The organism is Salinicola sp. CR57, from assembly GCF_003206585.1.
Lineage (GTDB): Bacteria > Pseudomonadota > Gammaproteobacteria > Pseudomonadales > Halomonadaceae > Salinicola > Salinicola lusitanus.
On record NZ_PZJL01000010.1, the window covers coordinates 1 to 26,355 of the forward strand.

General features: G+C 62.1%; 27 protein-coding genes. 10 read left to right on the forward strand and 17 right to left on the reverse strand.

From position 1 onward, the window contains the following. Window positions 1-36: 36 nt before the first annotated feature. Together DOM56_RS14765 and DOM56_RS14770 are read right to left on the reverse strand one after the other, a co-directional pair. Window positions 37-729 (reverse strand): peroxiredoxin, encoded by a 693-nt coding sequence (locus DOM56_RS14765; RefSeq protein WP_280951297.1) that lies wholly within the window; start codon window positions 727-729, stop codon window positions 37-39. Window positions 730-885: 156 nt separating this feature from the next. Next, entirely contained in the window at window positions 886-1,455 is a 570-nt protein-coding gene (locus tag DOM56_RS14770; RefSeq protein WP_110709858.1) for a C40 family peptidase, read from the reverse strand. Between the two features lie 227 nt (window positions 1,456-1,682). Between DOM56_RS14770 and gloA the strand changes: the two genes are divergently transcribed. Then, window positions 1,683-2,216: a lactoylglutathione lyase gene (gene gloA / locus DOM56_RS14775; protein WP_110709859.1), complete on the forward strand. Its 534-nt coding sequence runs from the start codon at window positions 1,683-1,685 to the stop codon at window positions 2,214-2,216. On the opposite strand, the gene DOM56_RS14780 is transcribed toward gloA, so the two are convergent. Continuing rightward, window positions 2,213-3,469, reverse strand: coding sequence for an alpha-hydroxy acid oxidase (locus tag DOM56_RS14780; RefSeq protein WP_198655800.1), 1,257 nt, complete (start codon window positions 3,467-3,469; stop codon window positions 2,213-2,215). The two genes, gloA and DOM56_RS14780, sit on opposite strands and share 4 nt — an antisense overlap. Window positions 3,470-3,882: 413 nt before the next feature. Between DOM56_RS14780 and DOM56_RS14785 the strand changes: the two genes are divergently transcribed. Continuing rightward, complete coding sequence (locus DOM56_RS14785; protein ID WP_110709860.1) at window positions 3,883-5,535, forward strand: glucan biosynthesis protein; 1,653 nt, start codon at window positions 3,883-3,885, stop codon at window positions 5,533-5,535. A 173-nt stretch (window positions 5,536-5,708) separates the two neighbouring features. On the opposite strand, the gene DOM56_RS14790 is transcribed toward DOM56_RS14785, so the two are convergent. The 4 genes from DOM56_RS14790 to DOM56_RS14805 form a co-directional block, all read right to left on the reverse strand. Continuing rightward, on the reverse strand, window positions 5,709-6,890 hold the full coding sequence (locus DOM56_RS14790; RefSeq protein ID WP_198655801.1) for a sulfotransferase: 1,182 nt from the start codon (window positions 6,888-6,890) through the stop codon (window positions 5,709-5,711). After that, window positions 6,887-7,597 (reverse strand): hypothetical protein, encoded by a 711-nt coding sequence (locus DOM56_RS14795; protein ID WP_110709861.1) that lies wholly within the window; start codon window positions 7,595-7,597, stop codon window positions 6,887-6,889. The genes DOM56_RS14790 and DOM56_RS14795 overlap by 4 nt, the downstream gene beginning before the upstream one ends. Before the next feature lie 142 nt (window positions 7,598-7,739). Next, complete coding sequence (locus tag DOM56_RS19855) at window positions 7,740-8,087, reverse strand: hypothetical protein (RefSeq protein ID WP_198655802.1); 348 nt, start codon at window positions 8,085-8,087, stop codon at window positions 7,740-7,742. Window positions 8,088-8,092: 5 nt separating this feature from the next. Further along, on the reverse strand, window positions 8,093-9,430 hold the full coding sequence (locus DOM56_RS14805) for an arylsulfotransferase family protein (RefSeq protein WP_110709862.1): 1,338 nt from the start codon (window positions 9,428-9,430) through the stop codon (window positions 8,093-8,095). Window positions 9,431-9,793: 363 nt separating this feature from the next. Here DOM56_RS14805 and DOM56_RS14810 point away from each other — a divergent pair, with 363 nt between their 5' ends. Next, window positions 9,794-11,155: a Na+/H+ antiporter family protein gene (locus DOM56_RS14810; protein ID WP_110709863.1), complete on the forward strand. Its 1,362-nt coding sequence runs from the start codon at window positions 9,794-9,796 to the stop codon at window positions 11,153-11,155. Window positions 11,156-11,163: 8 nt separating this feature from the next. Here the strand turns inward: DOM56_RS14810 and DOM56_RS14815 are convergent, their stop codons facing one another. After that, window positions 11,164-12,057: a polysaccharide deacetylase family protein gene (locus DOM56_RS14815; RefSeq protein WP_110709864.1), complete on the reverse strand. Its 894-nt coding sequence runs from the start codon at window positions 12,055-12,057 to the stop codon at window positions 11,164-11,166. A 123-nt stretch (window positions 12,058-12,180) separates the two neighbouring features. Between DOM56_RS14815 and DOM56_RS14820 the strand changes: the two genes are divergently transcribed. Beyond that, complete coding sequence (locus tag DOM56_RS14820) at window positions 12,181-13,320, forward strand: M42 family metallopeptidase (RefSeq protein ID WP_198655803.1); 1,140 nt, start codon at window positions 12,181-12,183, stop codon at window positions 13,318-13,320. Window positions 13,321-13,385: 65 nt separating this feature from the next. Here the strand turns inward: DOM56_RS14820 and DOM56_RS14825 are convergent, their stop codons facing one another. The 9 genes from DOM56_RS14825 to DOM56_RS19860 form a co-directional block, all read right to left on the reverse strand. After that, complete coding sequence (locus DOM56_RS14825) at window positions 13,386-14,330, reverse strand: efflux RND transporter periplasmic adaptor subunit (RefSeq protein WP_110709865.1); 945 nt, start codon at window positions 14,328-14,330, stop codon at window positions 13,386-13,388. Window positions 14,331-14,343: 13 nt separating this feature from the next. Further along, the gene (locus DOM56_RS14830) at window positions 14,344-14,559 is read right to left on the reverse strand and encodes a DUF1656 domain-containing protein (RefSeq protein ID WP_110709866.1); all 216 of its coding nucleotides are present in this window, start codon (window positions 14,557-14,559) and stop codon (window positions 14,344-14,346) included. Beyond that, window positions 14,549-16,636 carry an FUSC family protein gene (locus DOM56_RS14835; RefSeq protein ID WP_157958246.1) on the reverse strand — a complete coding sequence of 696 codons (2,088 nt, stop codon included), beginning with the start codon at window positions 16,634-16,636 and terminating at the stop codon, window positions 14,549-14,551. The genes DOM56_RS14830 and DOM56_RS14835 overlap by 11 nt, the downstream gene beginning before the upstream one ends. A 393-nt stretch (window positions 16,637-17,029) precedes the next feature. Next, window positions 17,030-17,665 carry an OmpW family outer membrane protein gene (locus DOM56_RS14840; RefSeq protein ID WP_110709868.1) on the reverse strand — a complete coding sequence of 212 codons (636 nt, stop codon included), beginning with the start codon at window positions 17,663-17,665 and terminating at the stop codon, window positions 17,030-17,032. A 185-nt stretch (window positions 17,666-17,850) separates the two neighbouring features. Continuing rightward, a complete protein-coding gene (locus DOM56_RS14845) occupies window positions 17,851-19,104 on the reverse strand; it encodes a winged helix-turn-helix domain-containing protein (protein ID WP_110709869.1) in 1,254 nt (417 codons plus the stop codon). 103 nt (window positions 19,105-19,207) lie between these two features. Further along, on the reverse strand, window positions 19,208-20,245 hold the full coding sequence (locus tag DOM56_RS14850; RefSeq protein WP_110709870.1) for a zinc ABC transporter substrate-binding protein: 1,038 nt from the start codon (window positions 20,243-20,245) through the stop codon (window positions 19,208-19,210). Between the two features lie 40 nt (window positions 20,246-20,285). Continuing rightward, window positions 20,286-21,170: a metal ABC transporter permease gene (locus DOM56_RS14855; protein WP_110597533.1), complete on the reverse strand. Its 885-nt coding sequence runs from the start codon at window positions 21,168-21,170 to the stop codon at window positions 20,286-20,288. Then, window positions 21,167-21,889 carry a metal ABC transporter ATP-binding protein gene (locus tag DOM56_RS14860; protein WP_110709871.1) on the reverse strand — a complete coding sequence of 241 codons (723 nt, stop codon included), beginning with the start codon at window positions 21,887-21,889 and terminating at the stop codon, window positions 21,167-21,169. The genes DOM56_RS14855 and DOM56_RS14860 overlap by 4 nt, the downstream gene beginning before the upstream one ends. Continuing rightward, the gene (locus DOM56_RS19860) at window positions 21,889-22,035 is read right to left on the reverse strand and encodes a hypothetical protein (protein WP_167404608.1); all 147 of its coding nucleotides are present in this window, start codon (window positions 22,033-22,035) and stop codon (window positions 21,889-21,891) included. The genes DOM56_RS14860 and DOM56_RS19860 overlap by 1 nt, the downstream gene beginning before the upstream one ends. Window positions 22,036-22,480: 445 nt before the next feature. Between DOM56_RS19860 and DOM56_RS19745 the strand changes: the two genes are divergently transcribed. The 6 genes from DOM56_RS19745 to DOM56_RS14875 all read left to right on the forward strand — a co-directional run bounded on the left by DOM56_RS19745 (window position 22,481) and on the right by DOM56_RS14875 (window position 26,152). After that, window positions 22,481-22,732, forward strand: a complete 252-nt coding sequence (locus DOM56_RS19745; protein ID WP_157958247.1) for a hypothetical protein — start codon at window positions 22,481-22,483, stop codon at window positions 22,730-22,732. Beyond that, window positions 22,722-23,237 carry a hypothetical protein gene (locus DOM56_RS19750; RefSeq protein ID WP_157958248.1) on the forward strand — a complete coding sequence of 172 codons (516 nt, stop codon included), beginning with the start codon at window positions 22,722-22,724 and terminating at the stop codon, window positions 23,235-23,237. The genes DOM56_RS19745 and DOM56_RS19750 overlap by 11 nt, the downstream gene beginning before the upstream one ends. Before the next feature lie 108 nt (window positions 23,238-23,345). After that, complete coding sequence (locus tag DOM56_RS14865; protein WP_110709872.1) at window positions 23,346-23,546, forward strand: DUF2158 domain-containing protein; 201 nt, start codon at window positions 23,346-23,348, stop codon at window positions 23,544-23,546. A gap of 2 nt (window positions 23,547-23,548) precedes the next feature. Continuing rightward, window positions 23,549-23,815 (forward strand): hypothetical protein, encoded by a 267-nt coding sequence (locus DOM56_RS14870; protein WP_110709873.1) that lies wholly within the window; start codon window positions 23,549-23,551, stop codon window positions 23,813-23,815. A 94-nt stretch (window positions 23,816-23,909) separates the two neighbouring features. Further along, complete coding sequence (locus tag DOM56_RS19755; RefSeq protein ID WP_157958249.1) at window positions 23,910-24,710, forward strand: hypothetical protein; 801 nt, start codon at window positions 23,910-23,912, stop codon at window positions 24,708-24,710. Between the two features lie 110 nt (window positions 24,711-24,820). Then, window positions 24,821-26,152 (forward strand): YaaC family protein, encoded by a 1,332-nt coding sequence (locus tag DOM56_RS14875; RefSeq protein ID WP_110709874.1) that lies wholly within the window; start codon window positions 24,821-24,823, stop codon window positions 26,150-26,152. The last annotated feature ends 203 nt before the right edge of the window (window positions 26,153-26,355 follow it).

Here is a 26,355-nt window from a genome sequence, read left to right on the forward strand (position 1 = left end):
AGCGCGGGCTTTTTTCTCTGCTACCTGGCAGCCGGCTTACTTGTTGGGCTGCTTGGTCACGCGCAGGTAGGGTTTCTTCTCGTCCCAGCCGTTGGGGAACAGCTCCTTGGCCTTCTCGTTGTCGATCGACGGCACGATGATCACGTCGTCGCCATCCTGCCAGTTGACCGGGGTGGCGACCTTGTAGCCGTCGGTCAGTTGCAGGCTGTCGAGCACGCGCAGGATCTCGGCAAAGTTGCGGCCGGTGCTGGGCGGATAGGTGATGGTCAGGCGTACTTTCTTGGCCGGATCGATGATGAATACCGAGCGTACGGTGTTGGTGCCGCTGGCGTTGGGGTGAATCATGCCGTAGGCCTCGCTCACCGAGCGGTCGGCATCCGCCAGCAGCGGGAAGTTGAGCCCGCAGCCCTGGGTTTCCTCGATGTCGCCGACCCAGCGCTGGTGGTCGTCCAGCGGGTCGACCGAGAGGCCGATCGCCTTGGTGTTGCGGCGCTCGAACTCCGGCTTGAGGCGAGAGACCTCGCCGAGTTCGGTGGTGCACACCGGCGTGAAGTCGGCCGGGTGGGAGAACAGGATGACCCAGTTGTCGCCGGCCCACTGGTGGAACGAGATCGGCCCTTCGGTGCTCTCCTGGGTGAAATCCGGGGCGGTGTCGCCGAGTTGCAAAGCCATGACTTTCTCCTGTTGCCGTTGACGGCTTCCTTCCGAAGCCTGGGGTCGGAACTCCATCATGACGAGCCCGGGCAGTGCTGTGAAACAATCGATAGCGATAACGACATGCCCGCGCTCGCACGATATGTTCGTGACGTTCCTACAACGTGGTAGCCGGCGCCCGATATCTCAAGGGCGACGTGCGGTTTTGATGACCGAGTCTTCGGGCGCGGTTCAGTTCGCGGGCGCGGCTGCCCCCAGGTAGTGCTGGCGCCAGTAGCGGATGTCGAGCGACGATACGCTGACGGTGCGGCCGCTACCGGGCGCATGGATCATCTGGCGGTCGCCCATGTAGATGCCGACGTGGGTGGCACGGCTGCCCGAGCCGAAGAACAGCAGGTCGCCGGGACGGGCGACGTCGATCTCTTTCAGGGCGTGGAACTGCTCGTTGGAGGTCCGCGGCAGCGAGATGCCGATCTTGCCGTAGGCCATCTGTACCAGCCCCGAGCAGTCGTAACCCCGGGGTGTGCTGCCGCCCCACTGGTAGGGCGTGCCGAGCGCGTCCTTGGCGGCGGACATCACCAGGATGCGGTCGATGGAGAGATTGTTGCCATCGATGGCCGGGCCATCGTCGCGGGTGACGATCGCCTTCTGGGTACTGCAACCGGCGAGCAGCAGCAGGAGCAGGCCGATGAACAGCAGACCCGGCTGGGAGAGCGTTGCCTGGCGATTTGATCGGGTCGAGGGAATCTGCCGCGCCGCGGTGAATCGGGAGAAATGGTGGGGGGTCGTGCCTGTCGCCATGCCCGCGGGCCCTGTCTGCCGGTTTCAACCGAGTGTAGAGCAGGGGCCCGGTGCTGCAAAGTCGTCCGGCCCTGGCGTTTCGCTATGCGGTCGTCGTGGTCCTCTTCTCGCCGGGGGCGGGAACCGCAAGGCTTGAGAGCGGCAGAAGTTGCCCCCACTGTCTGGTGTAGCCCATCGGCGTTTCGGCTGTCTGTCGATATCGTCATCCGAATCCACAGGAGAATCCCATGTCCATTGCCGAAGACCAGGTTCCCGGCGTACAAGCCGCGCCGACGGAGACGCAAGGCTTCGTATTCAATCACACCATGCTGCGGGCCAAGGACCCGGCGGTGTCGCTGGCCTTCTACACTCGCGTGTTCGGCATGCGCCTGCTGCGCAAGCTCGACTTTCCGGAGATGCAGTTCACCCTCTATTTTCTGGCCCGGGTCGACGACGACAGCGCCATCCCCGAAGACGACGGCGAGCGCACCGCCTACACCTTCTCGCAGAAAGGCGTACTGGAACTGACCCACAACTGGGGCAGCGAAGACGACCCCGAGCTTTCGTATCATGACGGCAATGCCGAACCGCAGGGCTTCGGCCATATCTGCTTCGCGGTACCGGATCTGGCGGCTGCCGAGCAGTGGTTCGATGCCAACGGGGTCGAGTTCAAGAAGCGCTCGGACCAGGGCAAGATGAAGAACGTGATCTTCGTCAAGGACCCCGACGGCTACTGGATCGAAGTCGTTCAGCCCTCGCTGTCGAAAGGGCTGGGAGCCTAGGGCACGTCCCCCGGCCTCTCTCCGCCCGGCAGATCGTCGCTCGGGCGTTGGGGGAGGTCGCCTCGGGTAGCGGTATAGGGGGCGCGCCGCAGGCAGGTGCGGTCGATCTGCTCGAGCGTCGGCCGTCCCAGCTGCGCCATCAGGTTGTGCAACTGCTCCTTGAGCAGGTTGATGGCATGGGCCGCCCCGGCCTCTCCGCCCAGCGCCAGGCCGTAGAGCGTGGCGCGGCCGCAGAGCACGCCCTCGGCGCCCAGCGCCACGGCCTTGGCGATATCGCTACCGCGGCGAATGCCGCTGTCGAGTAGTACGTGCATCGACTCTCCCACCGCGTCGACGACCTCGGGCAGCGCATCCAGCGTCGCCGGCGCGCCGTCGAGCTGGCGGCCGCCGTGGTTGGTGACGACCACGCCGTCGGCACCGATGCGTTTGGCCTCGAGTGCGTCCTCGGCATTGAGGATTCCCTTGATCAGCAGCTTGCCGGGCCAGCGCTGGCGAATGTCGGCCAGCACCTCCCAGGTCAGCCGGCGGGTCATGCGCTGATTGATGTAGCCGGCGGCGCTGCCCGCGCTCTGCTGTTCCTTGGGCAGATACTTCATCAGGTTGCCCAGCGTCGGCAGGCCCTGGGGCCAGAGCGCTCGATAGGCCCACTGCGGATGCAGGGCGGCGTCCAAGAGATAGGGCAGTGCCAGGCGCCGGGGGTTGAGGTAGCTTCTTGAATCCCATTCGCGACGTCCCAGCACCACGGTGTCCGTGGTGACCATCAGCGTGTCGACGCCGACGCGCTTCGCCCGCTCGAGCATGTCGTTGCGAACGGCCTCGTCATCCAGCACGTAGAGCTGGAACCAGAGCCGCGCCTCCGGCACCGCGTCGGCGAGGGTTTCCAGGCTGGCGCAGGAGACCGTGCTCAGGGTAAACGGAATGCCGCGACTGGCGGCCGCCCGGGCCAGTGCGATATCGCCGTCCCGCCACAGCATGCCGTTGTAGCCGGTGGGCGCGATCGCCAGCGGCAGCTCGGCGGGGGCCCCCAGCAACCGCGTGCGGCTGTCGCGCTGCTCGACGTCGACCAGCGTTCGCGGTTGCCATCCCCAGGCGGCGAAGGCGCGGCGGTTGTCGTGCAGGGTGATCTCGTCTTCCGAGCCGCCGTGGACATACTCCCAGGCGAAGGCGGGCAGGCGCCGGCGCGCCATCCAGGCGAGTTCGTCGATGCTCTGGGCGCGGCGCCAGGCATGGTGCGAGGAGTAGCGTCGTTTCACGGGGCCTCTCGATGTCGGCGGAACGGTGATGGAATCGACGTTAGGCTTTGTACGAAAACTGCCTGCGCTCGGCCATACGGCGTTAAAAAACAGCTCAAAGTACTCATTTACGCCCCGTAAACTGGTGCGCCAGCCCGGTCCGTCTTCGCTGTTTTTTGCCTTGTCTGGTCATCGCTCGCCGACTTTTCGTACGAAACCCTAGCACGCCAACCATGGGTCGACGATGCCACCAACGGCGAGTCGACGGGGCTGGCGAATACCGGTGCGCGGGATGGGGGGCAGGCCGGCTTGCCGCCGGGGAACCCTCGGATGGCATTGGCGTCTGAAAAGGGATTTTATCCGGTGCAGCCTGATCCGAGACGATCGGGTATGCTTCCAGTTCGACTGCCGACAGACATAAGGATGGGGTGTTCATGGATCGTAGAAGTGTGCTGAAAAGCGCGATTGCCCTGGCTGCCTGGTATGGGTTGCCCTCGGCACCGCTGTTCGCGGCGGCGCGTGCCACCAGTGACATTGCCGATGGCGAGGCTTCTTCCTTCAGCTTCGATTGGCTGCAGGGATTTGCCCGTGACCTGGCTGCCAAGGCCTACCAGAGCACCGTCGAGCAGCTACCGCCGACCCTGGCCGACCTCACGCCGCAGAAGTACAACGCCATCGGCTACGATCCCGACCATTCGCTGTGGAACAGCATGAACGGTCCGCTCGATATCCAGTTCTTCCACGTCGGCATGGCGTTCAACCAGCCGGTCCGGATGTACTCCATCGATCCGCAGACCCAGCAGGCCAAGGAGATCCACTTCCGGCCGGACCTGTTCGATTACTCCCGGGCCGACGTCGATGTCTCCCAGCTCGAGGGCCAGGGCGATCTCGGCTTCGCCGGGTTCCGAGTGTTCAAGGCGCCTTCGCTGACCGAGCGCGACATCGTCTCCTTCCTCGGCGCCAGCTACTTCCGTGCCGTCGACGACACCTATCAGTACGGTCTGTCCGCTCGTGGCGTGACGGTCAACACCTACAGCGACGGCAAGACCGAGGAGTTTCCGGCCTTCACCCGGTTCTGGTTCGAGACGCCGAAGCCCGGCGCGACGACCTTCACCGCCTATGCGCTGCTCGATTCACCGAGCCTCGCCGGGGCCTATCGCTTCGTCATCCACTGCGAGGACGAGCGCGTGGTGATGGATATCGACAAGCACCTCTATCCGCGCGAGTCGATCGCCCAGCTCGGTATCACGCCGATGACCAGCATGTTCAGCTGCGGCACCCAGCAGCGCGACATGTGCCTGACCTTCCATCCGCAGATTCACGACTCCGACCGGCTGTCGATGTGGCTCGGCAACGGCGAGTGGGTCTGCCGCCCACTCAACAATCCGCCGCGGGTCCAGTTCAACACCTTCGGCGACGATAACCCCAAGGGCTTCGGCCTGCTCCAGACCGACCACGACTTTACCCATTACGAAGACATCGTCGGCAACTATCACAAGCGGCCGAGCCTGTGGGTCGAGCCGAAGGGGCAGTGGGGCAAGGGCGAGATCCAGATGCTCGAGATTCCGACCACCGGCGAGACCATGGACAACGTGGTGGCGTTCTGGAAGCCCGAACAGCCGATCGAGCCGGGCCAGGAACTCAACTACGGCTACAAGCTCTACTGGAGCGCGCAGCCGCCGGTGAAGCCCGAGCTGGCTCGCGTGCGCAAGACGTTCACCGGCATCGGCGGTTTCCCGGAGGGCTGGGCGCCGGGCGAGCACTATCCCGAGGTGTGGGCCAAGCGGATCGCGGTGGACTTCATCGGCGGCGAGCTCAAGCACCTCTACGACAACGATATCGACATCAAGACCCAGCTCGACGTGCCCGAGGGCGACGTCAAGCAGCTCGATATCCTGTGGGTGGAGGAGATCGAGGGCTTCCGCATTCAGTTCGACTGGTACCCCACCAGCGACTCCACCGATCCCATCAACATGCGCCTGAATCTGCTCGCCGACGGCAAGACGGTGAGCGAGACCTGGCTCTACCAGTACTTCCCGACCCCGCCGGAGGAGCGTCACTATCCGGCACATCCCGCCCAGGGGTGAGGGCGGGGCGAGTCGATACGACGGAAAACGGGGCGGCCAGATGGCCGCCCCGCTTCTTTTCAAGCGCCCCTAAACCGGCGCCGGCCGAAGCCGATTTTCAAGCGCCCCGAAACCGGCGCAGGCCGAAGCCGATTTTCAAGCGCCCCGAAACCGGCGCTGGCCGAAGCCCGCGACTAGTACCCGAACCGGGCCGCAACGGGGCCGGTGATCTCGGCGATCGTGGCCAGTTCCGCGTCGCTGAACCTGGGCTTGTAGTAGGTCGGCGCATGCAGGCCGCTGGCGGCGTCGGCCAGCGCTTGCGGCGCCAGCTCGAGCTCGGCGTGATCGAAGACCGCCCGCAAGCTCTCGTGGGGTTCGCCGCAGAGCGCCTCGTAGCGCACCAGCAGACAAGCCGATTCGAGCTCCGGGTCGGCGTCCAGCGTGTCGGCGACGTGGGCGTAGATCGCCGCCCAGTAGCGAGCCCACCCCTCGACTTCGTTGCCGGATTGCCACAGCTCGGTGATGTGCCGGGTCTCGTCGTCGTCGCCCACGTTGATCGCCCGTCGGTCGAGGCCGAACTCGTAGTGCCCCACCCGGCGCATGTGCTCCAGGGCGCGCGGCTCGCTGGTCTCGCCGGCCACGAACAGCTTCTGCTGCTTCATCAGCGAAGCGATGTGCCAGACCGGATCGCGAATCACCAGGATGAATTTCGCCGCCGGGTAGAGCCGGTGCAGATAGCCCAGCCGCACCAGGTTGTAGTTGCCCTTGGCGACGTAGCGCCGGCGATCGCGCACCGCCAGCAGCTTCCGCACGTGCTCGTCGTAGAAGCGCTCGAACTCGGGGTGCTCGGCATCGCGGCCTTTCACCGAACTGTGGCTCGGATCGTGGGTATCGGGGAAGAACGCCATCCACAGCATCTCCTCGAACGCTTCCGGGCTCTGCGAGGTCACCTCGATGCCATCCTTGTGAGCGCGCTCCTGGGCCTGCTCCTGGGCGTTGGGCACCTTCGCCAGCCAGCGATTCCACCAGTAGGGCGTCAGCAGGGGAGGGAAGTCGACGTAGCGGTGGGTTGCCACATCGGGGTGCGAGGCCAGGTGCTCGAGCAGGATCGTCGTCCCCGAGCGGGCCAGGCCGGCGACGTAGACGGGGCGGTCGACCCGCTTGTCGGCGATCACATCCCGGACCGCGCGGGTCTCCAGGTTGCCAAGCTTGATCCAGGTGCGGGGTTTGCGGTGGATCCAGCCCCCCAGCCAGTGCATCCAGCCGGGGACCACGAAGCCCGGATCGCTGATGTCTCCACTGGCGGCCGTGTCCTTTCTGGCCGCGCCTGGCCCGGCGGCCCGAGGCGCCGAATCATCGGAATCAAAGTGGTTCATTCGATTTTCGCCCAGCGATAGGTGATCAGAGAGACGATCGTCATGATCGGAAAGAAGACCGCCAGCCAGTGGCGCATCCAGCCCGGCCCGAACGGAAGGTACTCGGGCTCCGGCAGGTCGAAGGCGATCCGCGTTATGCCGCTCTCCGCGGACAGGTAACCCAAGGGGTTGGCGGCCAGCCAGTTCCACCAGTGGCGTTGCTCGATCACCGGAATCGGCGCCGTGATGGCGACGTTGGCCAATTCGCTGTCGCTGACGATCACGTGGGGGCCATCGTCCTGCTGCACCCATTGCGCGTCGTAGGTGTCCGGCATGACCTGCACGGTCGGGGTGTCGCCTGCCGCCGGCAAGGCGTGGGTGTAGTAGCTCTCCAGCCAGGTCAGTAGCGCCAGCAGGGGCAGGATCGAGACGAGCGTGGGCAGGAACACCAGCCCGAGATGCTTGAAGGCGGCGAGAAACTGGTTGCGGATCAAGGGCCCGGCATCACTGAACTCACCGTCGAACTCGTTGAGTCGCTGGCGTGCGGCACGCGCCTCGCGCTTGGCGTGGCCGATTCTGCCTTGCGGCGAGACCAGTCGATACAGGAACAGCGTGCCGATACCGGCGATCGTCGCCCATACGATCAAGCGCACGGTGGCCGGCAGGAACGGCTGCATCCCGCCATCGATGGCGCCGAAGATCGGATCGGGCAGATTCAGTAAACCCATGTGTCCTCCTGACACGAGCCGCTCCTCGGCGCGTCGCTCGGCGCCGAAGACAGGGGGTGACGTTTCATGGCGAGGGGAAAGTGGCTCGGGATCGATGCGATGGCCGGGACGCGCCAGGACGTCCCGGCCCATCACCCTGGCTTCACGAACGCTGGTCGGCCTGCGGCGTCTCGCGCTGCGCCTGTTCGACGCGGGTGGTGGTCGGCGGCGACTCGGGGTCCTGGGCGGTGCGGGCCTGCGCCGTGGACGACTCGCCCGCTGCAGCCGCGGCGGCTTCGGCCTTGCGGCGGCGGCGCATGCGACGGATCGGCCACATGATGACGAAGAACAGCGCCATGCCAACGGCGGCGATGATGCCCCATAGCGCCGTGAGAAGGCTCAGGCCGGCGCCCGGGCCGACGTAGGCCTCGGCGGTGAGCGGCAGGATGGCACCGACGGCCAGCATGCCCGTCAGCAGGAACTTGTCGTATCGCTTGGTCAAACGCGTCATGACGATCACCTCCTAGTGGTGTCGAGATCGGCGCGGAAATCCGCGTCGAGGTTGGCAGTGGCGATGCGCTGACCCGATGAGACCACGGGGACGTACTGCTCCTTGTCACCCCCGCGAGCGGGATTGATGAACTCCCAGGCGATCTCCCCCTGTGGAGTCGTCTCGAACAGCCGGCCGCCATCGGATTCGGTGATCAGCCGGTTGCCATTCGGCAGTGTCTGCGCGGCACCGCGCAGGCCGCTGTCGAAGGGATGTTCATCATTGCCGTTATAGCTTGCGACAATCGCATCGTTGTTCGGGTTCACTTCCAGGATGCGGGTACGATTGCCCCGCTCGAAATTGCCCAGGTTGTCGAACAGCGTGAAGTTGCCGTTGGGCTGGACGCGGGCGGAATGCTGGCCCAGCCACGGCCCTTTCATGGCCCAGGTCATCTCCCCCGAGTCCGGATCGACCAGCGCCACGGCCCCGGGGTGGCGGAACGACAGCATGATCTGGCCGCCGTGGCCGTTGGCCGGCGCGAAATTCCGGGTCAGTTCGTCGTCCAGGTATTGGACGCTGTTGGTGTGAAGCGGATCTTCCGTGGCGAAGCTCGGCACCGAGTAGAAAAGAGCGGCGAAGGGGGAGTCGATGAAGGCGTCGCCGAGCGAAACCTTGCTGATCTCCTCGCCCGTCTCCCCGTCCAGCCTGACCAGGTAGTCGTCGAGCCACGGATAGGAGAGGGCCTGGAAGTCAGGCACCTTCCGCTGAGTGAACGCGTGGGTCAGCGTGATCACGTCGCCGTCCGGGGTGATATCCAGGTCATGGTGGGTGCTGGCGTGATACTTCCAGATGACCCGGGAATCGGCATCGAGTTTGACGATGCCGTATCCCCACGGGGTGTCGTTGTCGGCGATGTACATGGCGACCAGATCGCCGTTGGGCAGGACCTTGGCCTTGCGCCAGTACATGCGGTCGTCGGGACGGGGCGCGCGGCCGGTCGGGCTGGTTTCCCAGACGTCGCTGTAGGGCAGTTCCCAGCGGTGAACGACCTTCCCGTGCATGTCGACCAGGTTGGCGTAGGGGCCGTCCCCCGAGGTGTAGAGCGTCAGACCCTCGTAGGCTTTCTCCGGGTCGTCGATGGTGATGCCCCGGTCGCCCCGGCGGGCGTCGCGCCACAGGTCGGTCTCGGTGTAGAGGTCGTCGTCGGACTGCTGGGCGATGACGGCAACCGCCGCCTTGTGGGCATCGTCGAGATAGGTATAGGGGAACGACTTCGTCAGAATGACGAAGGCGCCCCCGATGAAAGCCATGAAGGCAATCGCCACGCAGAAGATGGCGAAGCCGGCACGATCCGCATTGTGCATGTCGCCGTTCCTGAAGTTGCTGATTCAGCCCCTTCAATCACCCCGGAGTCTCCCGGTCTTTCACCTGGCGAGAACTCTCTGCCGACGCTTCCTGCGCCGGTCGTTATCGTCAATCGAGCTTAAGGCGACCGGATCGAAAATGAATGAGGCTTTTTGTCAGTGGGTTTGCCGGTATGGGGGCGTTTGGTTACTGGTGGTGAGCCCGGTAACCCACGGCTTCGTCTCCCGCGGCCGGCCTCGGTGACGAGTGGGCCCGCGTCCCGGATTTTTCCTGGCGTTCGGTGACGGGGTCGATATCATCGTCCGCTTCGTTCGTCGGCAGCGTTCGGCGGATACCGTTCAAGGTTCGAAAAGAGGCGATGCATGAATGCTGTGGTGCTGGCCATCCTGATCATGGTCACGTTGAGTCTGGCGCGGGTGTCGGTCGTATTTGCGCTGATCGTTGCCGCCATTGCGGGCGGACTTTATGCGGGCATGCCGCTCGATGCCATTCTGGAGGCTTTCAACGGCGGCCTTGGCAACGGGGCGACGGTGGCGATCTCCTATGCGGTGCTGGGCGCATTCGCGGTAGCGCTTTCGCGCTCGGGTATCACCCAGGGCTTGGCTCGACGCGCCGTCCAGCGATTCCATCTCGAGGGTGCCGGCGCTCGCCCGCGTCGCGTGGTACTGACGCTGCTGGGCTGTCTGCTGCTGGCGGCGATCAGTTCGCAGAACCTGATCCCGGTGCATATCGCCTTCATTCCGATCCTGGTGCCCCCGCTGCTGACGCTGATGAACCGGCTCGAGCTCGATCGCCGTGCGGTGGCCTGCGTGATCACCTTCGGCATCACCGCCCCCTACATGCTGCTGCCGGTGGGGTTCGGGGCCATCTTTCTCAACGATATCCTGCTCAACAACCTCAACAGCAGCGGTGCCCAGCTCGGCCTTCAGGTCGAGGCGGCCCAGGTGCCGCTGGCCATGGCGATGCCGATCGGCGGAATGGCGCTGGGGCTGCTGGTGGCGGTATTTTTCAGCTATCGCCGTCGGCGGCACTACGAGGACCGCGCGCTGGTGGGGCAGCGAGACGACGAGCAGCCCGCGACCACCCCCGATGGAGAAGCCGGTCTCCGCGGCTGGCAGAAGATCGTGCTGGTGGCGTCACTGGTCGGCACGGTGGTGGTGCAGTTGCTGACCGACTCGATGGTGCTCGGCGGACTGTTCGGCTTTGCGCTGCTGTCGGTCAGCGGCGTGTTTCGCTGGCGTGCGCAGGACGACGTCTTTACCGAGGGCATGCGGATGATGGCGCAGGTCGGCTTCATCATGATCGCGGCCGCCGGTTTCGCCGGAGTGATGCAGGCGACCGGCGCGGTGGACAGCCTGGTGACGAGTTCGGCGGCGATGATCGGCGACCACAAGGGGCTGGCCGCGTTGATCATGCTGCTGGTGGGGCTGTTCATCACCATGGGTATCGGCTCGTCGTTTTCCACCATCCCGATCATTGCCTCGCTCTACGTGCCGCTGGCGCTGGGCTTCGGCTTCTCGCCGCTGGCGACCACCGCGCTGGTGGGAACGGCGGCGGCGCTGGGCGACGCCGGCTCGCCGGCCTCGGATTCCACGCTCGGCCCCACCGCCGGACTCAATGCCGACGGCCAGCATGACCACATCTGGGACAGCGTGGTGCCGACCTTCCTGCACTACAACGTGCCGCTGCTGGTCTTCGGCTGGATCGCCGCGATGACGCTTTGAGCCGCGGGCTAAGAGCGCTGGCTGGCGTAATCGGCGATGGCGCCCGGTGTCGTCCACCACACGCCCTGGGCCTCGCGGTAGTCGGCCAGCTCGGTGAGCACCTCCCGCAGTTGACGCAACCGGAACGGCTGACCGATCAACCAGGGATGCAGCGCGATGCCCATGACGAGAGGCTGCCGGCGTGACTGCTCCAGCAGTTCCCGAAACTGATCGCGGATCATCGTCGTGAACTCGTCCATCGAGACGCGATGGGTCGAGATGGTTGGAATGTCGTTGAGCTCCTGCGGGTAGGGGATCGACCAGAGCGTGCCGGCGCGAGTGCTCATGGCGATCGGCCGGTCATCGTGCGCCCAGTTGAGCTCGTAGCCGAAGCCCGACCCCGCCAGCAGGTCCGGCGTCGCTTCGCTTTCCGAGATCCACGGTGACAGCCAGCCGGCAGGCGCCTGGCCGTAGCGCTCGGCGAGACGGTCGCGGCAGCTGCGAATCAGCTCTTGCTCCCGGGTTTCATCCATCTGGCCCTGGCGTTCGGCGTTGGTATGGCCATGGGCGATGATCTCGTCGCCACGCGCAACGAAGGCATCCAGCAGCTCGGGGCAGTGATCGAGAACCGAGGTGTTGGCGATGACGCCCGCCGGCAGGTTCAACGCTTCGAAGAGTTCGAGACAGCGCCATGCCCCTACCCGGTTGCCATACTCGCGCCACGCGTAATTGAGCACGTCCGGCTCGCCTGCCGGCGCGGGCGGCGCGATCCCCACGCCGCGACCCTCGCCGAAGGCGTAATGCTCCAGATTGAGCCCGATGTAGACCGCCAGGTCGGTATTGCCGGGCCAGTGCCAGTCGTCCCGATCGGTGATCGGGCGGTAGGCGAAGCGCTGGTGGTGACGCAGCGGGCGTCGAGTCATCCTTGTCTCTCCGGTGGGTCGAGTGAGACCACTAGCTTAGACGCGAACGGGCGACGATGAGGCAATCCCGCGTCAGGGGCTGCTAAGCTAGAGCCACCTTCATGACTCGTTTAGGAAAGATGCATGAGCAAAAGCACCGGCAAGAGCCCCAAGAGAACCGCCAAGGGCGGCCGAAATAGCGCCAAGCCGCTCGACGCGGACGCCATGGCGTTCCTCGAACGCTATCTCAACAACGCCTCGCCCACCGGCTACGAGTGGGAAGGGCAGAAGCTGTGGATGGAGTACCTGCGGCCCTACGTCGACGAGTTCATCACCGACACCTACGGCACCGCCGTCGGCGTGATCAACCCGGACGCCGAGTACAAGGTGGTGATCGAAGGCCATGCCGACGAGATCTCCTGGTACGTCAACTACATCACCGACAACGGCCTGATCTATGTCATCCGCAACGGCGGCAGCGATCACCAGATCGCGCCCTCCAAGCGGGTCAACATCCATACCGACAACGGCATCGTCCAGGGCGTGTTCGGCTGGCCGGCGATTCATACCCGTCGCCAGGGCCCGAAGGAGAAGCCGCCGGAGCTCGACAACATCTTCATCGACGTCGGCTGCAGCACCAAGGAGGAGGTCGAAGCGCTGGGCGTGCACGTCGGCTGCGTGATCACCTACCCGGACGAGTTCTTCGTGCTCAATGGCGACAAGCTGGTCTGCCGGGCGATCGACAACCGCATCGGCGGCTTCATGATCGCGGAAGTGGCGCGGCTGCTGAAGGCGCGCAAGCAGAAGCTCGGTTTCGGTCTCTACATCGTCAATGCGGTGCAGGAAGAGGTGGGGCTGCGCGGTGCCGAGATGATCGCCGAGCGGCTCGACCCGAACGTGGCGATCGTCACCGACGTCAGCCACGACACCTCGACGCCGATGATCGAACCGCGCCGCGAGGGTGCCAACAAGATCGGCGACGGCCCGGTGATCTGCTACGCCCCGGCGATCCAGAACAAGCTGCGTGAGCGGTTGATCAAGGTCGCCACCGAGCAGAAGATCCCGTTCCAGCGGCTGCCGCGCTCGCGCGCCACCGGTACCGATACCGACGCCTTCGCCTACTCCAACTCCGGTGTCGCCTCGGCACTGATCTCGCTGCCGCTGCGCTACATGCATACCACCGTCGAGATGGTCCACAAGCAGGACGTCGAGCACGTGATCGAGCTGATCTACCACGCACTGCTCGACATCAAGTCAGGCGAAACCTTCAGCTACTTCGACTGAGTGACGGAATTTCCACGCCGGCCCCACGCCCCGACGGGAGACCGTCGGGGCGTTTGCGTATCGGCTCAGATACCGATCACACCTTCCCACCACTGGCGAATCGACTTCCACCAGCCGGGGGCGTCTTCGCGCTCGAGCCGGTCGCCGTCGAGATAGACGGTGGCGGTGAGGCCGGCGGAGAGCTTGGTCCCTTCGGGAATGTCGTCGAGTGCGATACGCACCGGGATGCGCTGGGAGAGGCGTACCCAATCGAAGGAGGCGTTGACCGTGGCAAGGCCGTTCTGCTGGCTGCTCAGGCTGCTGTCGCTGATGCCGCGAGCGAAGCTGTCCACATGACCCCACACGGGCCGGTCGCTGGAAAGTAGCTGGATCCTGGCGGGGGCGCCGATGTCGATGCGGTCCAGCTTGGTCTCCTCGAAATAGCCCAGCACGTAGAAACTGTGGGCGTCGACCAGGGTCATGGCATCCGTTCCCACGGTCACGTACTGGCCGGGGCGCAGCAACAGGTTGGTGACGTAGCCGTCGACCGGTGCGCGCACGGTGGCGCGCTCCAGGTCCAGCTTGGCCTTATCGACCTCGACCTTGGCCTGCTCGACCGCGGCCTGGGCCGTGGCCAGCGAGAACCGAGCGTTGTCCTTGTCCTCCTGGGAGACGTAGTTCTTCAACCGCTGGCGCCGACTGTTGGCGGCCTGGGCCTCGTCACGCTTCTGCACCAGCTGGTGCAGGTTGGCCTGGGCCTCGTCCAGGGCCAGCCGGTAGCGCTGTTGATCGATGGTGAACAGCACGTCGCCTTTCGCCACCCGCTGGTTGTCGTGTACCTCGAGACTGTCGACGAGCCCGGCGACATCGGTTCCGAGATTGACGACGTCGGCACGGACTCGACCGTCGCGGGTCCACGGGTCGTGCATGTAGTGATTCCAGAGCTGGGCGACGGCGACGATCGCCGCGACGACCAGGGCGAGGGTCAGCAGCAGCCGCACAGTCTTGCGGAGTCCGGTAGGCCAGTTCATCAAGGTCTTTTCCTCATCCAGCGATCGGTAGTGAGCCCGTCAGGGCCAGCACCGACCACAACAGCAAAGCGTAGATCGCGATATCCGCGAGCACCGGTTGCCAGAACCAGTGATAGAGCCCCAGGCGCACGAAGAGACGCCGGAGAACCAGATAGAGCCCCAGCGCCACCAGAACCGGAACGGCCAGCGGCGGCATCAGAAATCCCAGGAAGGACCATTCAGCCAGCATGTCGCGACTCTCCGGTGGTGGCCGCCATCGAGACGTCTGCCGTCTCGGCGTTGGCGCGGGCTTCGAGGGTCACGCCCGGCGCTTCGCGCATCAGGTGGCCCAGCATGGCGATCTCCCCGATGCTGGCGATCGGCAGGTGGGTCTCGTGATAGAGCCGCTCGACCCAGGCGATGGCCTCGTCGGCCAGGCTCTGCCAGACGGCGGGGTCGTGGCGTTCGCGGGCGATCAGTCGTGCGCCGATGCCGGCAAGCCAGGCTTCGATCTCGGCACGGTGGGGGCCGAGGGCGCCGCGCAGACGGCGGATACGCCATACGCACAGCGCCATGGCATGGAGGTCGATGGCTTCGCGCAGGGCTTGGTCGCTGCCGCCGAGGGCGACCAGCCGGCCCAGCCGGTCGTAGAGGCGACTCTCCAGGCGGGGGCGGTTGGGCAGTGATTTCTCCCGCATCAGCCGACTCAGGCCGCGCCAGTAGGCGGCCATCAGGATCCGGATGCGCTCGTCCGGCGAGCGCTGGCGCAGCAGGGAGTAGGTGAACATGGCGCAGAGGGTGCCGATGATCGAGGCCAGCCCGCCGTTGATGTAGCGCGCCGGGGCGAAAGTGTAGGTGGAGTTGAGGTTGAGCAGCGTCATCATGGTGATGGCGCCGGCCAGCCCGATCGCCGACCAGCGCGGATGAGGGGTCAGCAGCGTGCCGATGGTCACCGGTATTGCCACCGCCAGCGCCAGCAGCGGGAAACCGTTGATCACCGGCAGCACCAGGAACAGCAGCACGCCGCCGAAGATCACCGCAGCGATCGAGCCCCACAGGAACTGATAGACCACCGCCGCGGGATCGGGCGCCTTGGCGAACAGCATGGTGAAGACGCCCAGCAGCATCATGGCGAGATAGCCGGAGTGCCAGCCGCTGTGGATCCAGAACAGGCCCAGCAGCTCGAAGGCGACGAACACGCGGAAGGCGTTGAAGCGGGCCACGAAGTGCTCGTTGTGGGTGGTTCGCGAGCGGCGCTCGCGAGGTAGCGTCTCGATCCGCGACGAGGCCGGGTCGTCGAGCGCGTGGCGCAATCGCCGGCCGTGCTGGAGCAGCCCCAGTACCTCGCCGAGACGCTGGCGCACCAGCTCGGCGCGGGCGCGGCTGCGTGGCTCGACCGTGGTGTCGTCCCAGTCGAAGTCGGCCAGCACCAGGCGTTCGCTGGGTTCGCCATCCGGCGCCGACTCGATCGTCTCGAGCAGCGGGACCGCCTCCGTGGCGAGTTGGTTCAGCCAGCGTTCGCCGTCGTCGCAGGCGCGCAGGTAATCGAGCGCCGTCTGCAGTTCCCGCACGGCGGTGAGCAGTGCCAGGCCATCGGCGGCAAAGCGATCCAGCGCGGGAATGAAATGGCTGAGCCGGCGGGTCTCGAGACGCGTCAAGCCCCGCAACTTTTCGAACTGCTGGTAGGTCGCCAGCAGCGCCTTGAGCCCGTCGTCCCGCTGCGCCCGTGAGCGCGGGGCGTCCAGCGAGGCCAGTGTTTCCCGGGCGCTCAGCGAGAGGAAGGATGACAGTGCGCCGGGCAGCGCGCGGCTGCCGAAGCGCGGCGCGATGACCACGTGCATCAGCAGTCCGCAGCCGATCCCCAGCGCCGTCTCGGTGAAGCGTGCCAGCGCGATCGTCCAGATCTGGTCGACGCCGGTACCGATCGCCGTCAGCGAGACCAGGGTCGCGGTATAGCCGCTGAGCATCATCACGTAGCCGAGATACTCGTCCTGCTCGAGCATCACCCAGTACATGCAGAAGGCGAGCCAGCCGCCGGAAAACAGCAGATAGAGCATGGGCTGCTGGCCGAACAGGGCGATCAGCGCCAGCCCGACGACCGCCCCGAACAGGGTGCCGAACAGCCGTGCGACGCTGCGCCCGATGATGATCCCGAGCGGCGGCGTGCCGCCGGTGAACATGACCGGCTGCAGGGTCACGATCATCACCGCCAGGATCGCCCAGGCGGGTTGGTAGAGATCGAGGCGCATGGCCAGGAACAACGCAAGCCAGACGGCCAGCACCGTTCTCAACGCCAGTAGCCAGTGATCGGCAGGAATTCGAATCATGAATGACCAACGCCCATGAGTGCGGTCACCCATGGGTCAGTATTGAAGCGGAGTAAAAGTTAGGCTGCGAATGATCACATTCTCTTCGCCGTAAGTCTATAGTTTTGGGCAAAAATCGCTGATGGGGGGTTAACCCACTCGGTGAGTGAAGGCGGGACCAGGCAACATCGAATGGGAGAAGGACCAGGCTGACGCATCAGTTCGCGCTGGAGAAATGCGCAGTCTGAGGCGGGCGCCGAGTTCGGGCTCGCGTGCGAGGCCGATTCCACGCCGTACTGTCGAGCGCAGGCTTTTGCCAGCCCCCCTCTGGAGGGACGAGACCGGGAGGCGAGCCCTATGCCTGGCCACCGGGCGGTGGCCAGGGAGGATCCGAGCGTGTGGCGGTGGCTCGCTTCAGAAGCGGTAGCCGATGCCGCCCATGACCACGACGGGGTCGATATGGACCGTGGTGTCGTAGGACTCGCCGCCGATCGTGGCGGTGGTGTCGGAGTCGATATCCAGGTACCAGGCCGCCGCATTCAACGACCAGTGGTCATCGATCAGCAGGTCGATGCCCAGTTGCGCCGCGGCGCCCCAGGAGTCATCCATCTTCAGGCTGCCGCCGTCGACCTTCTCGTCGGAGAAGTGGGTGTAGTTCAGGCCGGCGCCGACATAGGGCTGAACCCGGGCATCGGTGCCGCCGAGCGGGTAGTACTGCAGCGTCAGGGTTGGTGGCAGATGTTTGGTGGAGCCCATCTGAGTGCCATCCAGATTGATGTCGTGCTTGAAGCGTTGGGCGGCCAGCAGTTCGATGCCCCAGTTGTCGAGGAAGCGATAACCGAGCGTGAAGGCGAAGCCGCTTTCGTCATCGACGTCGATCTTGTCGACGCCGATGGCATCGAAGTCACCGTTGTCGCTCTTGGGCGAGACCTTGGCGATACCGAAGTGGGTGAACCAGTCGCCGGCACCGTAAGCGAAGGCGCTGCTGGCGCCGAGCGATGTCGCTACCGCCAGTCCGGCGATGCTCAAGCGGCGTAGGATCGTATTCATGAGTGGCGTTCCCTTGATGGCCCTTGGTGTACTCGCCGCGACCGGTTCGGGTCGTGGCATCGGGATCAGGCTACGACCGAATAACCACAAAAAGAATGTGGTTATTGGTCGCAGAAGTATTCTTAGGGAAACGGGAAACGGGAAACGGGAGGCAGGAAAAGGAAAGAGCCGGCGCCGTGCCGGCTTCAGAGATGGCGCCGCCGCTGCGAGTCCACCGGCCAGTGGGCCATGAGCCGCTGGGCCAGCGGGCGCTCGCAGGCGAGATGGATGCGCGGCAGCCCCAGCCAAGTTGCCAGTTGCTCGAACTGCTGCGCCAGGGCGGTGAGTTGCGCCTCTCCGAAGTGGACCTCCGGCTCCGGGTGGAGCGCGAGAACCGTCAGTTCGCCCTCGGCGCGACGGGCGCGGAGATCGATGCGGCCGACGAGCCGGTCGCCGTGGAGAAAGGGCATGACATAGTAGCCGTAGAGGCGCTTGCGAGGTGGCACGTAGAACTCGAGGCGATAGTGGAACCCGAACAGCCGCTCGGTTCGCTCGCGGTACCAGACGAGCGAGTCGAACGGTGACAGCAGGGCAGCGGTATCGATGCGCCTCGGCACGCTGGGGTCGCCGAGCAGATAGCCGGGCTGGCGCCAGCCCTGCACCGCGACCTGCGTCAAGGTGCCGTCCTCGACCAGGGTCTCGAGTGCGGCGCGGGTATCGTTCGGTGCCAGCCGATAGTAGTCGCGCAGGTCTTTCTCGGTGGCCACCCCCAGGGCGGCGGCGGACTGGGCCAAGAGTTGGCGATGGGCTTCGAGCAGGTCGGGCTCGGGCTGGTTCAGCACCGCCGCCGGCAGCACCCGCTCGGGGAGATCATAGAGCCGTTCGAAGCCCCGGCGGCGGGCAACAGTGACCTCGCCGGCGGCGAACAGCCACTCCAGCGCCTGTTTCTCCTCGCTCCAGTCCCACCACGGGCCGGACGGCCCTTCCCGCGTGTTCAGCGCCCCCGCCCCCAGTGGCCCCTGCTCGCGCACGCTGGCCAGCACGCGCTCGATCACGTCGCGCCGCTCCCGCCCGAATCTCGCCAGGTGCTTGTAGATACCGATACCGTCCTGGGCGCGGCGCATGCGCCAGCGCATCGCCGGATAGAGCGAGAGCGGCAGCAGCGAGGCTTCGTGGCCCCAGTACTCGAACAACGACCGATGGCGATTGCGGCTCCAGGCCGCCTCGTCGAGCAGTGGCGTCGGATACGGGCCGAGCCGCGACAGAACGGGCAGGTAGTGGGAGCGTGCGAGGGCGTTGACGGAGTCGATCTGCAACACGCCAAGGCGACTCAACAGGCGGTTGATATGGCCGCGGTTGATGGTTTCGGGGGAGGAGGCGCTGAATCCCTGGGCCTTCAGGGCGAGCCGCCGGGCCTGGGCAAGAGAGATATGGCGGTGGGGAGCAGTCACTGGCGGCATGAAAACGACACTGTCTCGGCGATGGTTCGAGAAGCAGTGTCGTTCAGGTGGCCTTGATTGACCAGTGCGAGAAACGGCCGGCGGTGCCGCCGGCCTCGCCGCGTCAGTCGTTGGTCGTCAACGCCTCGATCAGCGTGTCGACGTTGTGCTGGAACATGCCGAGGTAGGTGCTGCCTTCGCCATCGGGTGTCAGGGCGTCGGCGTACAGCGTCCCGCCGATGGCGATGCCGGTCTCTTCGTGCAACTGATTGATCAGCGCCGGGTTGCTCATGTTCTCCAGGAACAGTGCCTTGGCGTGGCTGCTCTCGATCTGCTGCGTCAACTGGGCCATGTCACTGGCGCTGGGTTCGGCCAGGGTATTGATACCCACCGGCGAGAGCAGCTCGAGACCGTAAGCGTCGGCAAAGTAGCCGAAGGCGTCGTGGCTGGTGATGATCAGGCGATTCTGCTCCGGAATCTGCGCCATGCGCTGCTTGGTCTCGGTGTCCAGCGCTTCCATCTTCTCGATGTACTGCTTGGCGTTGGCGCGGTAGTCGTCGGCGTGATCCGGGTCCGCCTTCACCAGCGCATCGCGGATGTTGCGGGCGTACTGCTCGCCGTTCTCGAGATCCTGCCAGGCGTGCGGATCGACATCGCCATGGTGGTGGTGACCTTCCTCACCGCCATTCGCGGCCTGATCATGTTCGTCGTGGTCGTGGTCGTGGTCGTGGTCGTGGTCGTGGTCATCATGATCGTGACCATGGCCGTCGCCCTCATCCTCGTCGCCATGACCCTCGAACGGCCGCGTCTTGACGCCTTCGCTGGCAACCACGATGTCGCCCTGATATTCGCTGGCGTCGATCAGGCGATCGATCCAGCCTTCTAGCTGCAGGCCGTTGACCACGATCAGGTCGGCGTCGGCCAGCGACTGCGCGTCAGAGGGCTTGGGCGAGAACGCGTGCACGTCGCCATCCGGGCCGACCAGCGAGGTGACCGAGACGTGATCGGCACCGATGGTCTCGACCATGTCGTCGAGGATGCTGAAGCTGGTGACGACCTTGAGCGGCTCCGCCTGGGCATAGATCGGTGACAGGGCGGCGACGCTAAGACCGCCGGCGATGAGGCCCTTGAGCAGCGTGGAAGCGATGGATTGACGTGACATCTTGAATTCCTCGAGTGAAGTTGAACGATGGAGTGCCGCGTTAGCCGTGGGCGTCCGGTGGCAGCATGGGCTGCACCCGACGACGCCAGCGGGCAAAGACGCTGTGGTACCGCCCGAACAGCGCGGAAAACAGATAGATGACGCCAGCGAGCAGAATGATGCAGGGACCGGAGGGCAGGCCGGCGTGATAGGAGAGCAGCAGGCCTCCCACGCTCGAGATCATACCGATGGCGATGGCCAGCCCCATCAGGCCTTCGAGGCGTTTCGACCAGAAGCGCGCCGCGGTGGCCGGCAGCATCATCAGGCCGACCGCCATCAGCGTCCCCAGCGTCTGGAAGCCGGCCGTCAGATTGAGCACCATCAAGCCCAGGAACAGGCCATGCACGGCGCCGCCGCGAATGCCCTGGCCGCGCAGGAACAGCGGGTCGAGGCACTCCACCACCAGGATGCGGAAGATCGCGGCGAGCACGATCAGGGTCAGGCTCGACACGCTGACGATCAGCCACAGCGCGGTACTGTCCACCGCCAGGATCGAGCCGAAAAGCACGTGGGTCAGATCGACGCTGCTGCCGCGCATCGAGATCAACATCACCCCGGCGGCGAGCGAGATCAGGTAGAAGCTGGCGATGGCGGAGTCTTCGCGATGGCCGGTCAGGCGCGACACGCTGCCCGCCAGCCCTGCCACCAGCAGCCCCGCGATCAGGCCGCCAAAGCTCATCGCCGGCAGCGAGAACCCGGCCAGCAGGAAACCCACCGCCACGCCCGGCAACACGGCGTGGGCCATGGCGTCGCCGACCAGGCTCATACCGCGCAGGGTGAGGAAAACCCCCAGCGGCGGCGCGACCAGCGACAGCGCCAGGCCGGCTACCAGCGCGCGGCGCATGAAACCGAAATCGATTAACGGAGAGAACAACCAGTCGATCATGTCAGCGTCTCCGCCGTGGAGGAGGCGTCGCCGACCCGGGCGGGCGTTGACCAGGTACCATGCCCGCGCTCCAGGTGCAGGATCCGGTTGGCCAGCCGGGTCATCTGATCGTGATCGTGCAGCACGATGATGATCGCCGCGCCCTTGGCCGCCATGTCCTGCAGTACCTCGATCAGCACCTCGACGGTGGCGGCATCGACATTGGCGAACGGCTCGTCCAGCAGCAGCAACTGGGCTTCCTGCATCAAGGTACGGCCCAGCAGGGCGCGCTGGCGCTGGCCGCCGGACAGCTCGCCCAGCGGGCGGTGTTCGAACGCCTGCAGGCCCAGGCGCTGCATCACCGCCTGGCCTCGACGGTACTCCGTCGGGCCGTAGCGTTTGAAACTGCCGTGGGTCGGCCAGCAGCCGCTCATCACCAGCTCCTCGACGCTCATCGGGAAGGTCAGGTCCAGCGCCAGCTGCTGCGGCAGCCAGGCGCGCCGGGCGTTGGGTACACGGCAGTCAACCCGACCGCTGACGGGGCGCAGCTCGCCCATGATCCCCTGGACCAGCGTGCTCTTGCCGGCGCCGTTGGCGCCCACCAGCGCGGTGATGGTGCCGGCCTCGAAATGACCGTCGATACCCTCCAGCACCATGCGGTTGCCCTGCGCCAGCGATAACGATTCCAGCGTCAGCAGGATGTTGGGCTCATCCAGCGCCTCTGTTCTCGGCTGCCCCATCAACCGAACACCCCGGCAGCCCAGCCCGCGACGAGCCACAGCACAGCCAGCGGCAACAGCGCCAGCAACACGCGCCGCCCGGCGCCCAGCGACATCAACGAAAAATGGCACGGCCCATCGGGGCGGTGCCGGTGACGGTGTGACATGACGATCTCCTGAAACGGAGGCAAAGGTTATAACATAACAAATGAAGTGGAAAGGGGAGATTGTGAACGACGCGGTCTTGTAGGAGATCGCTGACAGCCTTTTGGCGGGGTTGTGGTGCTAAGGGATCTGGGTTACCTAGAGTTACAGGGTGGTGCAGAAGGCTAGTAGATGTCTGATGAGATGAGTGCAGGCGACACGCTGGGCGAATGACTGCAATCGACCCAAAGGAGCCATGGTGGAAAGGCTGCCTGCACGCTCATCGGTGTTATGCAGCTGGCACTATGATTGGTGTTATGTGGCCAAGCTATACTTAACATGTCGATTTTTCAGTATGTTATGGAGAAAACAGTGCGCAACATAATATTGTTGAACTCGCGTGCGCGTTCAAGTCAATAAACGAGCGCACTGTCTAATACCTGTTAGACATAAAAATCAGGAGCATGTATGAGTATTAATCACTCGCTATTTATTAAATACGGTCTAAACCACAACCCAACTGAGCAAGAGATTGAGCAGTGGGCATCGTTAGTTGAAGTTCTTATTCGATCAGGAATTGGCAAGGAAGTTGCCGGCGAGCGAGCCGCCGAACAGGTATTCCCTGACTTTAATACAATGGTGTACGCCTCAGAGGCGGATACCATTGAAGCGCTCCTAGCTGCTGCTCGTAACAGAGGAAACCAACAGCGTGGCCGGTGATCTTTCTCCTGACGACCTAAAAGCGGTGGACCTTTTGATCGAGCTGGGGATTCCCATTGGTACATTTCTTCTTGGATTTTTTGTTTCACGCTTTACGATGACAAAGAAGGAAAGAAAAGACTACGAAATTCAACTAGTAGAGACAGCTAGGCAGTTGATCGGTGAACAAACAGATGCTTTTCAAGAGTTTTCAAAAGCAATAAATAAATACGCCAACAAAAAAGGTGAGCCTAATTTAGACGACTTCTTTTTGATATCCACTACAGGTGAAGTTTATTTTAGCCGTATCAGAGCATCGTGTGATGCAATAATTGCGGGAAAGGTCGATAAGGATTCGTTAAAAAATACCATTTTTCCTAAGGTAAAAGATGCAGTAGAAAGATCGCTGCCAGATTTTTATAAAACACTTAAGGAAATAGCTGAAAGAGAAGGGATAACATACTCTGGTGAGTTGAAGCGCGAAAATTATGAGTCTATTTACAAAGTCTATGGGAAGTACGCCTAACAATCGGCTTCACAGCGACCAATTTTTCGTCGCTTCGCAACTCCAAATTGGCGCGTGAACCGGGCGTTAGGCTTATTTAGAGTCATTCATAGCTTAAAGGGAGTATTCATGAAAAAAGAAGATTTTTACTCGGTTGGGGATATCGTCAAGCTGAAATCTGGTGGTCCACATATGACCGTCAGAGAGTTGACGACAAATTTGGATAGACAGTACACAGGCAGTTACAAGTGTCAGTGGTTTGCTGGAAAAAAATTAGATACGGGCGTCTTTCCGCACGATTCACTCGTGAAGGTTGAGGAAGAATCATAAGCATGGATGCAAAAACTGCCGCTCAATGGATGCAAGGCGAGCTAGAGAAGCATGAATGTCTATATCAAAATGATGTCGTAGATTTTCTGGTGAAATCCACCGCAGAAAGCCTTCTTCGGGAAAATTCCGATGGCAACCTTGTCTTAGGAAGGTCTGTTTTGAATGAGTTCAGAAATATAAACCGAGATAATGTGGTTTGGGTGAGACCTGAAAAATATTGGCGTTTTAGGGTCCCTGAAGATGAAGAAGGCCGAGATGCTAGGGGATGAGCCTAACAAGGCCAGGCACGGCGACGTCTACTACATTGCGGCTTTGCCTCCATTCCGTAGCCGCGCATGCTGGCAGCGTTAGTGAGAATAAGAAATGGGCACCATTAAGACTATGAGCGAGTTGGTGAGAGAGAAGCTAGATCAGGCTGCAGATAGCGGCGCCGACCAATTTATTGCAGCAATAAGACCAATTTACGGCGCTTCTAACCATGGCCGACCGGACCATATTGGTAGTGGGTTCCTACTTTTGTGGAAAGACAAACGGTACCTGGTTACAGCTGCTCACATTATCGACGAAAATAGTGAGTCTACTCTGTATTTGGGAGTGGGGTCTTGTTTACAGGAAATTTCAGCCGAGTTTTTTTGCACGAACAAGCCAGATAATGACCGTAGTAAAGATCATTATGACTTCGCCTGGACTGAATTGACCAATCTCAGTTTGGAAGGTTGTGACGATCTACCCTTTATCAGTGAGTCGATGATCTCTCTTAAGAGTAGCTGTCATGATAATGCGTATCTTGCACTCGGATATCCAAATTCAAAAAACAAGAAGCATGATAATGTGAATAACAGCGTGACGCCTAAATACATGAAATACACATCTACCTTAAAAAAGGATAAGTCGTGGGCCGCTAAGCGGTCGCTCAGCGGAAATGAACATATTCTTCTGAAGTACCATAACAAGTACGCACGAGACTCTGATGGCAATAAGGTCAATACATTGTCGCCTAGGGGTGCAAGCGGAGGCGCTTTGATTGATGTGGGCGCTTTGCATCAAGTAGATGTCTATAAACCCAATCACACTCCGACGGGTAGACTTGCTGGAATGATCATAGAAAAATCTGCGGAGCATGACGTACTTGTAGCAGTCAAAATTGGCACAATTCTTGAATAGATTGAAAGGTGCTCACACTAACAATAGCATCAACGCGGACCGGTTTCTTCGCTGGCGCTCCAAAATCGGCCGGTTACGCTAAGTGTTAACTCTTAGGATGGATAGAACATATGCTTGACAACTTACTCTCAGGGTTAATAGAGATTACAGAAGCAGAAAATAATTCTCCGTTTAAGAATGACGGGGCGTATGAAGCTATAGCTACAAAAAAGCAAGACCTTGTTGAAAAATGGAAGGTGTTTAGTAAAGAAGAAAGGCGAGAGAACGGAGGAGACCTGAAAAAATATTTCAGGAAAGAAGGCCTGAATGAGGCCAATGATTCTGACTTGAACTCGTCCAAGAACTATTACCTCCTAAAAAAGGAGATAAATGCTCGACTCGCCGCAGATGATCCTTCGAGGCTATTGCCGATCAATGATCTCCATTTTGAGCAGGCTATCTTGGAACTTGTTGAAAATATGGAAAACACAGAGCATGTTCGTGAATTGTATAAAATTCGCAAACGTGCGGTTGGGGATTCAAGAAATGCGGGGATTAGTGCGTCTGAGGCTTCCCGAGTAAGGAACTGCATGAGGCAGGGGCGAGAACTGTATCTCGCGGGAAAAACCGGCTCCCTAATGGTGAAGCCGCTTAACTTTTTTTACTCACTTACTGCATACGCATACGCGTTTATAATACTGAATAACCCCATTCGCACCTCATTGGACTCACTTCCCGGTTCTCATGGATTGAACTACATACCTGATGGAATGAAGAGTCAAGTTGGCGGTGATATGCCACAGGGAACTTTTAGTGATCTTCTTTGTGCGTTTCCAACATTAAATGTTAGGAATGCGGAGTTTTCTATACAACAAGATGCGTCACAATCCTTGCTGGAGTTTTTTAAGAAACGCCATACAATTGGTGTTGGAACGTTGCTCAGCATGGTTCCGGAAATACGGGAATATTACAGAATTACTACGGGCGAGATTGGTCGAACTCACCCTCTAAGCGTTTCCATGGGGAAAAATGATAGAAATATCGTGTGGGAGTTTCAAGTTGGCGATGGTGAAAGACGGCCTAGTTTATCTGACGTAGAATGCTCCTTCGAGGGTTTTCCTGTATCAGAACGCTTTGGTAAGTATATTGTTTCTGTTCCTGCCTCGGATGCGTTTAAAATCAGCGCATCTATTTCGTGCGATGCGCGAGGTAATCTTTGGTATATAGAAAATCCGTTCCATCCAGTGGTATTTCCGGAAATCTGCATACACTTCATGCTCACTAGTACGCTCAGTAATTTGATGCGCTATTCCCCTGACCATTGGGGCAGTGTATTGCTTAACGAAACAAATTCAGATCAGTCGTTAATCACTAGGAAATACTTATCAGCATTTGAGAATAAGTTGCCAATCTTAATACTTCGTTCGATATCAAAATATTTCCCATACGTGATAGAGAGTTAACAAAGCGTTGCACCGGATAAGCCGGTGAACGCGGCGTTATATCTACTTTTGGATGAACGTCCGCTTTTGGCCGAAAGCGGACTTGGTGACTCACTCGCCCTCCTAACGATAGACCGTACATTCGTAGCCGCGACCACGCCCGCCAACTCGTCTCTCAAACTTCTGTATGCCATACCGGGGCATCAGGAAACCGACCCAGCTCC

Excerpts from the sequence above, each read along its gene's own strand:
- DOM56_RS14815 (WP_110709864.1), bottom strand. The coding sequence starts at position 12,057 with ATGACTCGACGCCCGCTGCGTCACCACCAGCGCTTCGCCTACCGCCCG.
- DOM56_RS14845 (WP_110709869.1), bottom strand. The coding sequence starts at position 19,104 with ATGCCGCCAGTGACTGCTCCCCACCGCCATATCTCTCTTGCCCAGGCC.
- DOM56_RS14855 (WP_110597533.1), bottom strand. The coding sequence starts at position 21,170 with ATGATCGACTGGTTGTTCTCTCCGTTAATCGATTTCGGTTTCATGCGC.
- DOM56_RS14870 (WP_110709873.1), top strand. The coding sequence starts at position 23,549 with ATGGATGCAAAAACTGCCGCTCAATGGATGCAAGGCGAGCTAGAGAAG.
- DOM56_RS14785 (WP_110709860.1), top strand. The coding sequence starts at position 3,883 with ATGGATCGTAGAAGTGTGCTGAAAAGCGCGATTGCCCTGGCTGCCTGG.
- DOM56_RS14805 (WP_110709862.1), bottom strand. The coding sequence starts at position 9,430 with ATGCACAATGCGGATCGTGCCGGCTTCGCCATCTTCTGCGTGGCGATT.
- DOM56_RS14770 (WP_110709858.1), bottom strand. The coding sequence starts at position 1,455 with ATGGCGACAGGCACGACCCCCCACCATTTCTCCCGATTCACCGCGGCG.
- DOM56_RS14850 (WP_110709870.1), bottom strand. The coding sequence starts at position 20,245 with ATGTCACGTCAATCCATCGCTTCCACGCTGCTCAAGGGCCTCATCGCC.
- DOM56_RS14790 (WP_198655801.1), bottom strand. The coding sequence starts at position 6,890 with ATGAACCACTTTGATTCCGATGATTCGGCGCCTCGGGCCGCCGGGCCA.
- DOM56_RS14765 (WP_280951297.1), bottom strand. The coding sequence starts at position 729 with ATGGAGTTCCGACCCCAGGCTTCGGAAGGAAGCCGTCAACGGCAACAG.
- DOM56_RS14795 (WP_110709861.1), bottom strand. The coding sequence starts at position 7,597 with ATGGGTTTACTGAATCTGCCCGATCCGATCTTCGGCGCCATCGATGGC.
- DOM56_RS14810 (WP_110709863.1), top strand. The coding sequence starts at position 9,794 with ATGAATGCTGTGGTGCTGGCCATCCTGATCATGGTCACGTTGAGTCTG.
- DOM56_RS19860 (WP_167404608.1), bottom strand. The coding sequence starts at position 22,035 with ATGTCACACCGTCACCGGCACCGCCCCGATGGGCCGTGCCATTTTTCG.
- DOM56_RS14865 (WP_110709872.1), top strand. The coding sequence starts at position 23,346 with ATGAAAAAAGAAGATTTTTACTCGGTTGGGGATATCGTCAAGCTGAAA.
- DOM56_RS19755 (WP_157958249.1), top strand. The coding sequence starts at position 23,910 with ATGGGCACCATTAAGACTATGAGCGAGTTGGTGAGAGAGAAGCTAGAT.
- DOM56_RS14830 (WP_110709866.1), bottom strand. The coding sequence starts at position 14,559 with ATGCTGGCTGAATGGTCCTTCCTGGGATTTCTGATGCCGCCGCTGGCC.
- DOM56_RS14860 (WP_110709871.1), bottom strand. The coding sequence starts at position 21,889 with ATGGGGCAGCCGAGAACAGAGGCGCTGGATGAGCCCAACATCCTGCTG.
- DOM56_RS14835 (WP_157958246.1), bottom strand. The coding sequence starts at position 16,636 with ATGATTCGAATTCCTGCCGATCACTGGCTACTGGCGTTGAGAACGGTG.
- DOM56_RS19745 (WP_157958247.1), top strand. The coding sequence starts at position 22,481 with ATGAGTATTAATCACTCGCTATTTATTAAATACGGTCTAAACCACAAC.
- DOM56_RS14825 (WP_110709865.1), bottom strand. The coding sequence starts at position 14,330 with ATGAACTGGCCTACCGGACTCCGCAAGACTGTGCGGCTGCTGCTGACC.
- gloA (WP_110709859.1), top strand. The coding sequence starts at position 1,683 with ATGTCCATTGCCGAAGACCAGGTTCCCGGCGTACAAGCCGCGCCGACG.
- DOM56_RS14820 (WP_198655803.1), top strand. The coding sequence starts at position 12,181 with ATGAGCAAAAGCACCGGCAAGAGCCCCAAGAGAACCGCCAAGGGCGGC.
- DOM56_RS14875 (WP_110709874.1), top strand. The coding sequence starts at position 24,821 with ATGCTTGACAACTTACTCTCAGGGTTAATAGAGATTACAGAAGCAGAA.
- DOM56_RS19855 (WP_198655802.1), bottom strand. The coding sequence starts at position 8,087 with ATGACGCGTTTGACCAAGCGATACGACAAGTTCCTGCTGACGGGCATG.
- DOM56_RS14840 (WP_110709868.1), bottom strand. The coding sequence starts at position 17,665 with ATGAATACGATCCTACGCCGCTTGAGCATCGCCGGACTGGCGGTAGCG.